At 32.8% G+C, this 14030-nt stretch carries 13 protein-coding genes and 1 tRNA gene; 8 read left to right on the forward strand and 6 right to left on the reverse strand.

The features are described from left to right. Window positions 1–114: 114 nt before the first annotated feature. Window positions 115–1356 carry an MFS transporter gene (locus tag BD847_RS09300; RefSeq protein ID WP_115888001.1) on the reverse strand — a complete coding sequence of 414 codons (1242 nt, stop codon included), beginning with the start codon at window positions 1354–1356 and terminating at the stop codon, window positions 115–117. A 90-nt stretch (window positions 1357–1446) separates the two neighbouring features. On the opposite strand from BD847_RS09300, the gene BD847_RS09305 reads away from it, so the two are divergent. The 3 genes from BD847_RS09305 (at window position 1447) to BD847_RS09315 (ending at window position 3153) form a co-directional block, all read left to right on the forward strand. After that, on the forward strand, window positions 1447–2319 hold the full coding sequence (locus BD847_RS09305) for a LysR substrate-binding domain-containing protein (RefSeq protein WP_115888002.1): 873 nt from the start codon (window positions 1447–1449) through the stop codon (window positions 2317–2319). Between the two features lie 60 nt (window positions 2320–2379). Beyond that, window positions 2380–2466, forward strand: a tRNA-Ser gene (locus BD847_RS09310). A 93-nt stretch (window positions 2467–2559) separates the two neighbouring features. Then, the gene (locus tag BD847_RS09315; RefSeq protein WP_115888003.1) at window positions 2560–3153 is read left to right on the forward strand and encodes a transposase; all 594 of its coding nucleotides are present in this window, start codon (window positions 2560–2562) and stop codon (window positions 3151–3153) included. Window positions 3154–3301: 148 nt separating this feature from the next. On the opposite strand, the gene BD847_RS09320 is transcribed toward BD847_RS09315, so the two are convergent. From BD847_RS09320 to BD847_RS09330, 3 genes are all read right to left on the reverse strand, one after another. Continuing rightward, on the reverse strand, window positions 3302–4066 hold the full coding sequence (locus BD847_RS09320; RefSeq protein ID WP_115888004.1) for an SGNH/GDSL hydrolase family protein: 765 nt from the start codon (window positions 4064–4066) through the stop codon (window positions 3302–3304). A gap of 66 nt (window positions 4067–4132) precedes the next feature. Then, on the reverse strand, window positions 4133–4915 hold the full coding sequence (locus BD847_RS09325; protein WP_115888005.1) for a DUF3050 domain-containing protein: 783 nt from the start codon (window positions 4913–4915) through the stop codon (window positions 4133–4135). 84 nt (window positions 4916–4999) lie between these two features. Then, window positions 5000–6181 (reverse strand): acyl-CoA dehydrogenase family protein, encoded by a 1182-nt coding sequence (locus tag BD847_RS09330; protein ID WP_115888348.1) that lies wholly within the window; start codon window positions 6179–6181, stop codon window positions 5000–5002. A gap of 164 nt (window positions 6182–6345) precedes the next feature. On the opposite strand from BD847_RS09330, the gene BD847_RS09335 reads away from it, so the two are divergent. Continuing rightward, a complete protein-coding gene (locus tag BD847_RS09335; RefSeq protein ID WP_115888006.1) occupies window positions 6346–8091 on the forward strand; it encodes a helix-turn-helix domain-containing protein in 1746 nt (581 codons plus the stop codon). Between the two features lie 135 nt (window positions 8092–8226). Here BD847_RS09335 and BD847_RS09340 read toward each other — a convergent pair whose 3' ends face one another. Next, complete coding sequence (locus BD847_RS09340; RefSeq protein WP_115888007.1) at window positions 8227–8370, reverse strand: rSAM-modified peptide; 144 nt, start codon at window positions 8368–8370, stop codon at window positions 8227–8229. 30 nt (window positions 8371–8400) lie between these two features. Next, a complete protein-coding gene (locus BD847_RS09345) occupies window positions 8401–8544 on the reverse strand; it encodes an rSAM-modified peptide (RefSeq protein WP_115888008.1) in 144 nt (47 codons plus the stop codon). A 462-nt stretch (window positions 8545–9006) separates the two neighbouring features. On the opposite strand from BD847_RS09345, the gene BD847_RS09350 reads away from it, so the two are divergent. From BD847_RS09350 to BD847_RS09360, 4 genes are all read left to right on the forward strand, one after another. Further along, window positions 9007–10566: a vitamin K epoxide reductase family protein gene (locus tag BD847_RS09350; RefSeq protein ID WP_115888009.1), complete on the forward strand. Its 1560-nt coding sequence runs from the start codon at window positions 9007–9009 to the stop codon at window positions 10564–10566. A gap of 80 nt (window positions 10567–10646) precedes the next feature. Next, window positions 10647–10814 carry a hypothetical protein gene (locus BD847_RS20835; protein ID WP_167443843.1) on the forward strand — a complete coding sequence of 56 codons (168 nt, stop codon included), beginning with the start codon at window positions 10647–10649 and terminating at the stop codon, window positions 10812–10814. A gap of 671 nt (window positions 10815–11485) precedes the next feature. Beyond that, window positions 11486–11671 (forward strand): hypothetical protein, encoded by a 186-nt coding sequence (locus BD847_RS09355; protein ID WP_115888010.1) that lies wholly within the window; start codon window positions 11486–11488, stop codon window positions 11669–11671. A 163-nt stretch (window positions 11672–11834) separates the two neighbouring features. Then, a complete protein-coding gene (locus BD847_RS09360; RefSeq protein ID WP_115888011.1) occupies window positions 11835–14027 on the forward strand; it encodes a peptidase domain-containing ABC transporter in 2193 nt (730 codons plus the stop codon). Window positions 14028–14030 lie beyond the last annotated feature (3 nt).

Below are 14030 nucleotides of genomic sequence, written 5' to 3' on the forward strand. Positions count from 1 at the left end.
AAATGCGACAAAAATTATACAATGAAACCCGACAGGTTTTTAAAACTTTTCGGGTTTGCTATATCCGCAAAGTTTCTCATTCCTCGAAATGACAAGATTGCGCACAGTTAGAATTTAATTTTTGGAATTTCTATACTGAACCGGACAAGTTTCCAATTCTTCTGAAGATTTGTGTTTTTTGTAATACAAGTATACAATAACAGAAACAATACAAATAATTCCCTGTAAAGCCACAGTATGTCTGGTTCCTATGATATGGGAAACATATCCAACAATCAAACTCCCCACAGGAATCATTCCCTGATATGCCATTAAATAATAACTAATACTTCGGGATCGCATATTTACAGAACTTTGTGTCTGAACAAAAATGTTTATTGATGAGGTTTGCGCCATCATTCCCACGCCGCTGAGCGCCATGCAAATAAGTGCGATTGTCAAACTATTTGAATAAGCAAGTATAATAATGCTAAAACCTAATAATAAACTCGCAGCAAGCATTATTTTGCTCATATTGTCTGCTTTTTTAAGATTAGCCAAATAAATAGCAGATATAATAGAACCAATTCCGGCTGCACTTTCGAACCAACTGAAAGTCTGAGCGTTTCCGCTAAAAATATCTTTAGCAAAAACAGGCATCAAAGTATTGAAAGAAATTACAAATAAACTACTGCACATTAGCATTAAAAGCATTCTTGCCATTTCAGTTTCTTTTTTCACATAATCCAGACCTTCAAGAAAATCATCGAGCATCTTAAATTTGTCCTCTGCTTTAATATGCGGTGTAATTTTCATCATTAAAAGCGAAATCAAAACAGGAATATAACTAAGGAAATTTCCAATGAAACAAATGTCTTCACCATAATTATGCAGAATAATTCCGGCAAGAGCTGGACCAGCAATTCGGGCGAAATTATTTAAAGTCGAGTTTAGGGCAACCGCATTTGGCAAATCTTCTTTATTGTCGACAATATCAATCATCATGGTTTGTCTACAAGTCATATCAAACGAATTTATGATTCCCTGAAATAAACTCAGTGCTAAAATAAAATTGATGTTGTAAATTTTAAGATAAAGTAGTAATGCTAAAGCTCCAGCCTGAAACATAGCAAGAGACTGCAATAAAAGCATGGCTTTGTGTCGGTCATATCGTCCAATGATACTTCCGGCCAACGGAGCCAGAAACAGAGAAGGAATCATGCTTAAAAAAGTGGTTAAACCCAATAAAAAAACAGAACCCGTAATGCTGTAAACCATCCAGCTGACAGCAGTTTTTTGCAGCCAGGTTCCGATAACAGAAACCGATTGTCCATAAAAGAACAGTTTGAAATTTTTAGATTTTAACGCTTTAAACATGACCTCAATTATTTAATACAAAGGTCGGGATTATGATTTCATTAGAAAAATTAATAATTTTACTTATAATGAGTAGTAAAACTTATCGATATGGAATTGTATCAACTCGAATATTTCATTAAAACCGCTGAGGTTTTGCATTTTACAAAAGCAGCCGAATTATGTTTTGTAACACAATCCGGGCTTTCTCAGCAAATAAAAAAACTGGAGGAAGAACTCGGAATGCCTTTGTTTGTCAGGATTGGAAAAAAAGTCCAACTTACCGAAGCGGGTTCTGTATTTTTGATTCATGCCAAAAAAGTAGTCGAAAATGTAGAAAACGGAAAACAGGCAATTGAAGATTTGAATGAAATGATTGGCGGGGAATTACGAATTGGTGTCACCTATATTTTCGGGTTATTGGTTTTACCAGTCGTTAATTTATTTGCCAAAACCTATCCGCATTTAAAATTAGTTGTAGAATATGGTACTACAGAACCGTTAGAAAAAAAACTGCTGAACAATGAACTAGATCTGGTTTTGGTTATTTCGTCAAATGAAATTGAGTATCCTTTTCAGAAGATTCCATTATTTACATCACAGTTGGTTATGGCAGTTTCGAGAACACATGAATTGGCAGTTCTTGATAAAATTGCGTTTAAAAAAATAGAGGATATTCCGCTTATTTTACCTGTAAAAGGATTTAATTCCAGAGAATTTCTCGATGAATTATTTTTGAAAAATAATATGAAACCAAAAGTTTCAATAGAATTAAATGCCGTTCATGCACTTTTGCGTTTGGTTGAAGAAAGCGATTGGGCAACCATAGTAACCGAAAAAGCACTTCGCGACTGGAACAATGTTAAGGCAATAGAAATAACGGGAGTTAATACGAAACGAGATTCTTTTATATTAACAATCGAGGGCGCGTATCAAAAAAAAGCAGTAAAATTATTTATCGATGAATTCAGAAAAAGTATGTAAAGTAATATCTGATTTTACTTTTGTAACTCGATTTTTTTTGTGTTATTTGCAGACCAATAAAGAAAGGTGTCCGAGTGGTTTAAGGAGCTAGCCTGGAAAGCTAGTATATGGGTAACTGTATCGAGGGTTCGAATCCCTTCCTTTCTGCAGATTTTAAAAAAATATAATACCAAACCCCGAAATATATATTTCGGGGTTTTTTTATTGGCTTCTCGAATATAAAAATTCCTTTTAAATACGATGTCTCAAAAATTTCAAAATAAATATCGCATTTCATCAGCTCGATTGCAAAATTGGGATTATGGTGCAAATGGTGCTTATTTTATTACGATTTGTACTCAAAACAGAGAACATTTTTTTGGAGAAATCGTAGAGACGCAATTTATTGCGTCTGAATTAGGTATTTTGGCAGAAAAATTTTGGCTGGAAATTCCGGAACATTTTCCGTATGTAGAATTGGGTAATTTTGTGATTATGCCAAATCATGTTCATGGAATTTTGATTATTGATAAAAACGCATCGGTTTCCGAATGCGAATTTGTAGTAGAGACGCGATTAATCGCGTCTCTACCGATGCCGATACCCGAAACAACAAATAAAACAGGTGGTTTTGCCGGAAACAAAACCCCGATGCTACAGGATAATATTTCACGAATTATAAGATGGTATAAAGGAAGATGCTCATTTGAAATGAGAAAAATGCATGCTGATTTTGGTTGGCAATCCCGTTTTCATGATCATATTATCAGAAATGAAAAATCTTTTGAAACCATACAAAATTATATAGAAAAGAATCCAATGAATTGGAATGAAGATAAATTTTGTGGAAAATAAAAACAATCCAAAAAAAATGTTATTGATGCATCATTCCCCAACAGCGGGTAGAGACGCGATTAATCGCGTCTCCACAATTAATCGCGTCTCTATGATCATTGTGAATATGATTGACAATTTTTTTATATGATCGTTTTTTTTAAAATAATTAATCCTGTAAAATCATTTTAACCTTTGACAGCATTCTTTCCACAAACATTTTATAAGCAGTTTCAGAAGGGTGTAAACCATCTGATGCAACCAAATTCGGATTGTTTAATCCTTGTCTGGTAATATCAGTAATTGAAATAAAAGCTACGTTTTTAGTGATGCAATAACTTTCAGCAAAATTGTTGTATTGATCGATTTCGTTTGAAATTTTCATTCTATTTTGCTCTGTATAATTTTTGGTAAAAGGCGTATAGGCATAATCCGGAATAGAAAGAACAATAACATTTTTGTTGTCGCCTTTTGCTAAAGAAATTGCCTTGTTTAATAATTGCGGAAATTCTTTTTCGTAAACAGAAAAATCCAAATGTTGATATTGATTGTTGACGCCAATTAAAAGTGTGACCAAATCATAATTAGAATCTAGATTTTGCGTGTTTATTGCCGAAATCAAATTGCTTGTTGTCCAGCCTGTTGTAGCAATAACTTTTAGTGAAAAAGTAGTTTCAGGATAAATTGAAGTTAAACTCGTTTTGAGTTGTTCCGGATATCGGCAGGTTTCGCAAACACTTTGACCAATGGTATAACTGTCGCCCAAAGCAAGATAATTGACCTTTTTTGCAATTGGCATCGTAGGAGTAGTAGGATTGGTTGGCGGATTTACCGGCGGTGTCACCGTATTTCCAGAACTGGAATCGTCAGAACTACAGCTTAATAAAAAGATAGAGAGAATAACGGTAACTATTTGTTTAAAATGCGTTTTCATAATTTGTCTAAATTAGTTCGGGCTTCTTTAAACAAATAGTTACGTTAAATAACTTGTTTTGGTTTTTTAAACCATTTCTGCTTTTAGGAGAATTTCTTCTTCAATAGCATTCCAAAGTCCGATGCGTTTTTCTAAAGCTAAAATCGAAACTTCTTCAACTTCTTTCCATTTTTGAGCATCATCTTCACACAAATCGGTGATCATTTGCATTGCCATCGGGCCATGCTCGTCAGCATCAAGTTCAATATGTCTTTCAAAGTAATAAAGCAGTTTTGCTAAATCAACTTCTGGAAGATTTTTTTGAAAGTTTTTCAGAATTTCGGTAAACATACTCGGAATCAAATCTTCTCTTCCAAAGGTAAATGCAGCAGCAATTTGATGCGGTTTTCCTTCTTCAATAACTCTAAAAGTAAAGTCTAAAAAAGCTTTTATTTCAGGATGTAGCGAACTTTGCTTAATCGCAACAAAAATATTATGAAGCGAATGTACTTCGGATAAAAATGTATTGATTCCTGTTGTGTCCGCACCGCAATCTTCCATTGCTTCCAGATACATTTCGTAATGGCTTTGTCTTCTTCCGTCAATTGTTAAATCGGTTTCTTCTGCAAGAACAATTTCATTGATTAAATACCTTGTTTCAGGATTTTTTGTTGCGAACCAAGGTGTTGTTGTACAGGTAAGTTTGGCTTGTAAAGCTTTTAGCAATGACATAAAATCCCAAACAGCAAAAACGTGATTTTCTAAAAAACTGTGCAAGTCATCAATACTTTGAATTTTGCCGTATAAAGAGTGTTTTAAAAGCTGGTCTTTTTGAGGTTGAATGCTATTGTTTATAGTTTCAATATTCATTTAAGTAAATTTTGTGCAAAGATAAAAAGCTTCTCGTTTAGAAGAAGCTTTTTAAATTGTTTTTGTATATAATTTAATAGTTGTTTATGATTTAAATGCTGGAATTCCAGTTACATCCATTCCGGTAATCAATAAATGAATGTCATGAGTTCCTTCATAAGTAATTACACTTTCAAGGTTCATCATGTGGCGCATAATCGAGTATTCGCCGGTAATTCCCATTCCGCCCAACATTTGTCTGGCTTCGCGTGCAATATGAATCGCCATGTCGACATTGTTACGTTTTGCCATCGAAATTTGAGCCGTTGTTGCTTTTCCTTCGTTTCTTAAAACACCTAAACGCCAGGTTAATAATTGTGCTTTTGTGATTTCGGTAATCATTTCTGCCAATTTTTTCTGTTGCAATTGTGTTCCTCCAATTGGTTTTCCAAATTGAATTCTTTCTTTTGCATATCGTAAAGCAGTATCATAACAATCCATTGCCGCACCAATTGCGCCCCAGGCAATTCCGTAACGTGCTGAATCCAAGCAACCAAGCGGAGCTCCCAAACCAGATTTGTTTGGTAAAAGATTCTCTTTTGGGACTTTTACATTATCAAAAATTAATTCTCCTGTTGCAGATGCACGAAGTGACCATTTATTATGAGTTTCCGGAGTTGTAAAACCGTCCATGCCGCGTTCAACGATTAAACCGTGAATTCTTCCTTCTTCATTTTTTGCCCAAACTACAGCAATATCAGCAAATGGCGCGTTTGAAATCCACATTTTTGCACCATTTAAAAGATAATGATCGCCCATATCTTTAAAATTGGTAATCATACTACCCGGATCAGAACCATGATCAGGTTCCGTTAATCCAAAACAACCAATTAATTCTCCGGTTGCTAATTTTGGCAAATATTTCATTCGCTGTTCTTCGTTTCCGTATTTCCAAATTGGGTACATTACCAAAGAAGATTGTACCGATGAAGTCGATCTTACGCCAGAATCACCACGCTCGATTTCCTGCATAATTAAGCCATAAGAAATTTGGTCTAAACCTGCTCCTCCGTATTCTACCGGAATATACGGGCCAAAACCACCTATTTCTCCAAGTCCTTTTATAATTTGCTTAGGAAATTCTGCTTTTTGCGCATATTCTTCTATAATAGGAGAAACTTCTCTTTTAACCCATGCACGGGCAGATTCGCGTACTAATTTGTGCTCATCTGTTAATAAATCGTCAAGGTTGTAATAATCTGGAGATTGAAATAAGTCTGGTTTCATTTTTGTATAGTTTTTCAAAACAAATTTACGCAATATAAATATAACAAAACAATTCAAAATTGTTATAATATTTTAATTTTGTAACAAAATTAACAATGATGTCGTAAATTAATTTTAGTTTATTGAAAATATATAAGTTATTTTTGAATACCAAAAACAAATAAATGAGGCTAATCATCTCTTTTTTACTTTTTCTTGTTTTTGCTACTGGGTTTGCACAGAAAACTCAGATTAGCGAGCAGGAATACTTAGACCTGCAAGATAAAATTCGGTTTAGCATGAATTCTAATGCCGATACAGGTTTGGCATATACGGTAAAATTGATGAAATCTACTGACGATAAGCATTTGGCATTTGCTTATAGTGCTGCTTCCTATTTATACCAAATTAAAGGAAATGTAGCTAAATCTGATGAAAATTATAAAGCTGCAATTTCTCATTTGGATAAAATGCCTGCATCTTCTGAAAAAACTAAACTTACCGGTTACGTCTTTAATTATAGAGGTTTAACAGAATGGAAAAGGGGTAATTTGGGAAAAGCGCTTGATAATTATCAAAAAGGAGTCAAATTTTCGACAGAAGTCAATGATGTGATTCAAATGGTGAAATTCAAAAGTAATATTGCACTTATAAATGAAGAAATTGGAAATTACCAATTGGCAATCAGGAATTTGAGGCAAAATAACGATTTCATTAATAAAAATGAAAACGTATATTCCAAGGATCAGTTTCAAAACAGCAAGAGTAACATTAATATGGATTTGGGTAGTTCATATGAAGGGTATTATATGAAGAATCGCGACAAGATGCATTTATTGGATTCTGCAGAGTACTTTTATAAGAAGGCAGTTACTTATTCTGAAAATTTTGCAAGTAATAAAATTGCCGCCAAGATGAGTTTGGGTAATATCTATTTGGTAAAAAAAGATTTGGTAAATGCTGAAAAAACTTATTTTGACATTTTATTTCTATCGAAACAGAATAATTCTGAAGTCTTATTTCAAGCTGCTAATTACAATTTAGGTGACTTGTATTTTTGGAGTAAAAAATATGATAAAGCATTAATATGTTTTAAGAAAGTAGATTCTATTTCTTTGAAAAATAAAACTTTAGACGCAAATTATTTAAAGTCGAATTATTTACAGGCCAAGATTTATAACATTATGAATGAGCCTGAAAAGGCCTATATACATTCTAAAATTTATTTGGATACTTATGAAAAATCAGAAACCAAATTAAGAGAAGAAGCCCTGGAAGTAAATTATAAGCTTGGTGTTGAAGATCTTGGTACTGAAATGGAAAGTATTCAGGAAAAATATAGAAATGAAGTTTTATGGAATAAAGCACTAAAAGTATTCTATGTTCTCTTGGTTGTTGGAATTATATTTTCTCTTATAAAGAATATAAGAGATAAAAATAAGGCGCACAAAAAAATGAATGCTTTAATTGAAGAGTTTAAAGCGAATTTAGAGAAAAAAGAAAACCCAGTTGTAGTTGAAGCAGTTGAAACTGAAGATTTAGAAGAAGTACAGCTCAAAAAAGAAAATGCCAATTTGAGCATTGATGAAGCTAAAGAAAATAAAATTGTAGAAAAATTATTGGCGCTGGAAAACAAACTGGAATATTTAAATGCTGATTTTACGCTTCCTTATGTAGCTAAAAAGATTAAGACAAATACAACCTATTTATCTTATGTTGTAAATAAACGATTCGGAAAATCTTTTGGTGAATACTCGAATGAACTTAAGATTAATTATGTGATTAATGAAATGATCACCAATCATATGTATCGTAAATATTCTACTCAGGCAATTGCAGAAAGTGTAGGATTTAAAAACGCAGTTTCGTTTGCAAAATCATTTCGTAAACGAACGGGAGTTTCGCCGGCGCAGTTTGCAAGCAATATTTAATTCTGATAGTATTATATATAGGTAGGAAATTTTAGGAGTTACTAAAACTTGTAATTGTTTCGAAAATAATATTCCGCAAATGATCCTGTGAAAATCGGATCATTTGCGGAATATTTTATTTGAGGGCTTTATATATTATCCGTTCCCGTTATTGCCTCCCTTACTTGGGTCGTTTTTTGGGTCAATTGGAGTTTCATCTCCGCCACGAACAGCTTTTTGTTGTGTTTTTGTTAATACGTCTGTTGTAAAATCTTCGAATTTCATTTTGTTATTTTTCATGATAAGTTGATTATAATGTGATTTTATATATTATCCGTTTCCGTTGTTACCTCCTTTTGATGGATCATTCTTTGGATCAATTGGAGTTTCATCTCCGCCACGAACAGCTTTTTGTTGCGTTTTTGTTAATACGTCTGTTGCAAAATCTTCGAATTTCATTTTGTTATTTTTCATGATGAATTGATTATAATTTGATTTTTAAATTTTTTATTTAGTGCTTTTATTCTATTATTTAGTGTTTCAATTTCTTTTAATTTTGTACTTTTTTACGGGTTAAAATTTTGAATCAAAAACTGCTTTTTATGAAAGATTTTTGTCTTTTTTCTGATGATTTTTAAGCCTTAAAATCTTCAGTTTTTAACCTTAAATCTTTCCTTTTTTATCTATCTGTATTACTGATATGTCAAAGCTAGAGAAAAAGCAAAACCCTTGGTCGACATTTGGGTTTTGACGGTTTTTGTATCGCTTTTTTGAGTGTAATTATCTGATATTCAGTGTAGTTGTTGTGGTGTTTTGACAGGCATAATTTATAAATTGTATGTAGTATAATTGATAAAATGTGTATATACCCCCGTTTTTTTTAAATAAAATCACCAATCTTTGCAGTGTAATTAAGCACTAAACGATTCGAAAAAAATGTTGAAACTGGTTCAAAAATTTCTTCAGATAAACAAGTACTCGGAGATTAAAAATGAGTTCAAAGATTTGTTTCTTTCTCATCCAAATTATCCAAGCTTGTTTGCGATAACAGATTCGCTGGATTTGTTGTCGATAGAGAATGCTGCCGTAAGAGTTTCGAAAGAACAGATCGTCGATTTGCCGGAAAACTTTTTGGCTTATTTCAAAGATGAACTTTCAGTCGTTGAAAAATTTAAAAATTACGTTCGTATCACTACGGTAAAAAAAGGGATGCAAAAAATTCCTTATGAGAAATTCCTTTTGGACTGGAATGGTGTAATTGTTGCTATCGAGCCAAATACGACCATCTCCAGAGAGAATTTAAAAATCGAATACAATTGGCTGAAATATTTTCTTCCTTTTGTTTTGCTAACAGGACTTTCATTTTTTTACAATCCGTATAGTTTATTCAGTCTTATTTTCTTGATTACATCGACATTTGGTTTGGTTGTCAGTGTTTTGATCGTTCAGGAAAAGTTAGGTTTCAATAATAGTTTCATTTCAAAATTTTGTAATCTGAGTTCCAATTCATCTTGTAACTCAGTTATAAATTTTAATGAAGGAAATCAAAATTGGCTTTTCAATTTTTCAGATTTGCCATTGTTGTTTTTTAGCTCGAGTTTAATCGCAATTCTTATACGCCCTTTAGAGTCATCAATTTTTATTGGATTTTTAAGTTTATTAGCAATCCCAATAATTGTATCGTCAATTTGGATTCAGAAATTCGAGATTCAAAAATGGTGTACAATGTGTTTAGCGGTTTCATTTCTGATTTTTGTACAAAGTCTTATCTGGTTTGCATCAGATTTGTTTACGCTCTCATTTAGCTTTGAAAATATTTTTCCTTTTCTATTCTCATTTATTGTTTTAATGCCAATTTGGTTAGTAATAAAAGGGCATTTGAAAAATATTTTGGAGAATGAAAATTCATTGAAAGACTTAAAAAAATTCAAAAGAAACTATTCGTTGTTGAACTTTCTTTCTAAAAAAGTTACTTATACGCACGGTTTTGACGATTTAAGAGGATTGAGTTTTGGTAATCGTAATGCGGTTGTAAAATTGACAATAATTTTAAGTCCGAGTTGTGGACATTGTTATAAAACATTTAAGGAAGCATTCGATTTGGTTTTAAAATTCCCGGATAAAATCTTTCTAAGTATTTTATTTAATGTAAATCCGGAAAATGCTGATAATCCATACAAAACTGTTGTCGAAAGACTTTTAACGATTAACAGATCAACACCGGGAAAAACGGTTGAAGCTATTTCAGATTGGTATATAAAAAGGATGAATCTTAAAAAGTGGCTTAAAAAATGGCATGTTGAAAATGTCAGTATGATGACCATTCAGGAAATAAACAAACAATATGAATGGTGCTCAAAAAACAATTTTAATTACACTCCCGTGAAAATTGTAAATGAGAAGTTGTTTCCAAGTGAATACGAATTAAACGAATTGAAGTGTTTTCTGAATGATTTTACTGAAGAGAAAGAAACAGTTCTTGAAAAAATAGCCTAAAGATAAATATCGTTTCGGCAAAGACAGAAAGCTTCAAGTGTCTTAAAAATAATTGAAGTATTGATTTTAATAAATATGTTATGTTAAAAAGAATTTTAAACCTGGAAGGAGCTGAAAAGCTGACAACAAGCGAGCAAAAATCAATTTTTGGAGAAGTTCCTTGTGATAGCACTGACACAAATGCACCCGTTAAAGCAGGAGAACATTATGCAGTGGCTGATGGTGATAGACAATGTACAAATAAGTAAAATTTGAAAATATATTTTACTGATACGTTCTAAATTTTAAGTCTGGTTTTATACCTAAATGATTATAAAAAAAGCTGATTGTTAACCCAAAATAGTGAAAAGCGATGATAAAACAATTACTTAATTTAAGCGGGTCTCAGAGAATCAGTAAGACTGAGCAAAAGAACATAGGAGGAGGAATTCCTGAATGTTGGATTTATGCCATAGAAGCCGGATGTATTTTGATACCCAATGGTGGTGTTTGTCCGATAAATACAGAAGCAGGCATTTGCGATTCAGATCGTCTTTGCTGTTAATTTTAAAATTAAAAGATAGATATACAATATAAAGCCTTTTTAAAATTTAGTCATGTTTTTTTTAAAGTATAGGCGCTCGATCGTGGAACATTGAGCAAATATCCCAACATTGATGATTGGTGTCGGGATTCTCAGGATAACTGGTCACTTGGATTGATTTTATTTGGTTAGGGTCAAACAAGTGCCACCTCCTAGAGAAAAAAGTATATTATCGAAAATAGGAATAGAGAGGAATTAGTTCTCTCTTTTTTTTCTCCAAAATCAAAATAGTAATAAAATTACTACGAAGAATATCTCCCCGAAAAGACAGGGCTTCAGCTGTCATTAATCACTGAAGTAGAGCAAATCAAAAAACAATTAATAAAAACCTACATTATGAAAAAATTAAAAAATCTTGAAGGAGTTGAAATTTTAACTGTCGAAGAAAAGAAAAGTATTAACGGCGGCGGAATTGGCGCTTTCGCCTGCTATTGTCCGGATACCAATATCCTTGCTGCTATTATTATTGGAAGCGATGACTGCAGAGCTGCAATTGAAGAAAATTGTAATTTGCCACAATAAACTTTTACATATTTATTTTACAAAGCTTTGTTGTTTCAGCAAAGCTTTTTTGTTTTTAATAAAAATATTTAGAACCAAAAATTAAAAATTCAGTCTCTTTGAATTAATGGTTCATTTTTAAGAATTTTTGTATAAATTGCTGTTGCTAAACCCAAATTAAGGATTGAAAAAATTTACCAATTACAAACAGGCAGATTTTAAAGATTGTGGCCCCACATGTTTAAAAATTGTTGCAAAACATTACGGCAAAACAATCAACATACAGGAGTTGAGAGACATAAGTGAAACAACTCGTGAAGGAAGCAATTTGCTTTTTTTAAGTGATGCCGCAGAAAAAATTGGTTTTAGAACATTAGGTGTAAAATTAAGTGCCGAAAGACTCAACGAAGCGCCTCTTCCCTGTATTTTGCATTGGAATAAAAATCATTACGTCGTACTTTACAAAATCAAAAAAGGAATTTATTACATCTCTGATCCTGCTTTTGGTTTAATTGAATACAATAGAGAAGACTTTTTAAAATTCTGGATCGGAAACAATGCTGACGATCAAACAAAAGAAGGAGTTGCACTATTGATAGAGGCAACACCAAAGTTTTTTCAATCTGATTTTGATAAGGAAGATAATAAAGGTCTGGGTTTTGGGCTTTTGTTTCAGTATGTTTTTCGTTATAAATCATTTCTAATACAGTTGAGTATTGGCTTATTGGCCAGTAGTTTATTGCAGCTAATTTTTCCTTTCCTGACACAGAGTATTGTCGATGTCGGAATACAAAACCAGAATATTCATTTTATTTATTTAATTCTGTTTGCGCAGTTATTTCTATTTGCCGGAAAAACCGGTTTAGAACTTATAAGAAGCTGGATATTGTTGCATCTTTCTACCCGAATAAATATTGCATTAATTTCAGATTTCTTTATCAAATTAATGAATCTGCCTATTTCCTTTTTTGATGTCAGAATGACGGGAGATATTATGCAGCGCATCAATGATCATCGCAGAATTGAGCGAATCCTGACTACTTCATCTTTAAATGTGCTTTTTTCTGTAATTAATATGTTTGTGATGGGCGCGGTTTTGGCCTATTTCAATCTGCAGATATTCTTTGTTTTTTTTGTTGGAAGTCTGCTTTATTTTGGATGGATAACCTTGTTTTTAAAAAGAAGGGAAATCCTCGACTATAAGCGATTTGCAGAAGTTTCTCAAGAGCAAAGTAAAGTTATGGAGCTCATTAATGGTATGCAGGAAATAAAGCTTCATAACGCCGAAAAACAAAAACGCTGGGGTTGGGAATATGTGCAGGCAAGACTTTTCAGAGTTTCAATAAAAGGACTGGTTTTAGAACAAACTCAAACCATTGGATCATCGGTAATTAATGAATTAAAAAATATTTTCATCATATTCTTGTCTGCAAAATTGGTTATCGACGGTTCTATTACGCTGGGAATGATGCTCGCAATTAGTTCGATAGTGGGAAGTTTAAATGGCCCGATTACGCAGCTAATTGAATTTGTGAGAGAACTTCAGGATGCTAAAATTTCTTTGGCGAGATTGTCTGAAATTCACGAAAAGGAAGACGAAACGCAGCAGGAAATTCATCAGACAAATGATGTTCCTTATGATTCAGATATTGAAATAAAAAACCTTTCATATCGCTATTTAGGATCTGATATTCCGGTTTTAAGTGATTTAAGCCTGATTATTCCGGCAAACAAAGTTACCGCGATAGTTGGCGTTAGCGGAAGCGGAAAAACAACTTTAATGAAATTGCTTCTTAAGTTTTATGAACCTGAAAAAGGTGAAATCACTATTGGAAATGCCCAACTTTCAAATATTTCTCAGAAAGCCTGGCGTTCAAATATTGGAGCTGTAATGCAGGAAGGATTTGTATTTAGCGATACTATTGCAAATAATATTGCAATTGGCGTTGATAAAATTGACAAAGAAAGATTGGTTTATGCTGCGGATGTTGCCAATATAAAAGAATATGTAAGCGGTTTGCCTCTGGGTTATAATACTAAAATTGGAGCCGAAGGAGTGGGGATGAGTACCGGACAAAAGCAGCGATTACTGATTGCAAGAGCAGTTTATAAAAATCCTGAAGTATTGTTTTTTGATGAAGCAACTTCGGCATTGGATGCGAATAATGAAAAAGAAATTATGCAGAAACTGGATTTGTTTTTCAAAAACAAGACCGTGATCGTAATTGCGCATCGATTAAGTACAGTTATGAATGCAGATCAGATTGTGGTTTTGGATAAAGGGAAAATTATCGAAATTGGAAATCACGTAACACTGATTGAACAAAAAGGAAGTTATTTCGAACTCGTTAAAAATCAATTGCAACTAGGGAATTAAATC

This window comes from Flavobacterium cutihirudinis, assembly GCF_003385895.1.
Lineage (GTDB): Bacteria > Bacteroidota > Bacteroidia > Flavobacteriales > Flavobacteriaceae > Flavobacterium > Flavobacterium cutihirudinis.

Coding starts and splice junctions, on each gene's coding strand:
- BD847_RS09335 (WP_115888006.1), top strand. CDS start 6,346: ATGAGGCTAATCATCTCTTTTTTACTTTTTCTTGTTTTTGCTACTGGG.
- BD847_RS09325 (WP_115888005.1), bottom strand. CDS start 4,915: ATGAATATTGAAACTATAAACAATAGCATTCAACCTCAAAAAGACCAG.
- BD847_RS09315 (WP_115888003.1), top strand. CDS start 2,560: ATGTCTCAAAAATTTCAAAATAAATATCGCATTTCATCAGCTCGATTG.
- BD847_RS09340 (WP_115888007.1), bottom strand. CDS start 8,370: ATGAAAAATAACAAAATGAAATTCGAAGATTTTACAACAGACGTATTA.
- BD847_RS09330 (WP_115888348.1), bottom strand. CDS start 6,181: ATGAAACCAGACTTATTTCAATCTCCAGATTATTACAACCTTGACGAT.
- BD847_RS09355 (WP_115888010.1), top strand. CDS start 11,486: ATGAAAAAATTAAAAAATCTTGAAGGAGTTGAAATTTTAACTGTCGAA.
- BD847_RS09345 (WP_115888008.1), bottom strand. CDS start 8,544: ATGAAAAATAACAAAATGAAATTCGAAGATTTTGCAACAGACGTATTA.
- BD847_RS09305 (WP_115888002.1), top strand. CDS start 1,447: ATGGAATTGTATCAACTCGAATATTTCATTAAAACCGCTGAGGTTTTG.
- BD847_RS09300 (WP_115888001.1), bottom strand. CDS start 1,356: ATGTTTAAAGCGTTAAAATCTAAAAATTTCAAACTGTTCTTTTATGGA.
- BD847_RS09350 (WP_115888009.1), top strand. CDS start 9,007: ATGTTGAAACTGGTTCAAAAATTTCTTCAGATAAACAAGTACTCGGAG.
- BD847_RS20835 (WP_167443843.1), top strand. CDS start 10,647: ATGTTAAAAAGAATTTTAAACCTGGAAGGAGCTGAAAAGCTGACAACA.
- BD847_RS09320 (WP_115888004.1), bottom strand. CDS start 4,066: ATGAAAACGCATTTTAAACAAATAGTTACCGTTATTCTCTCTATCTTT.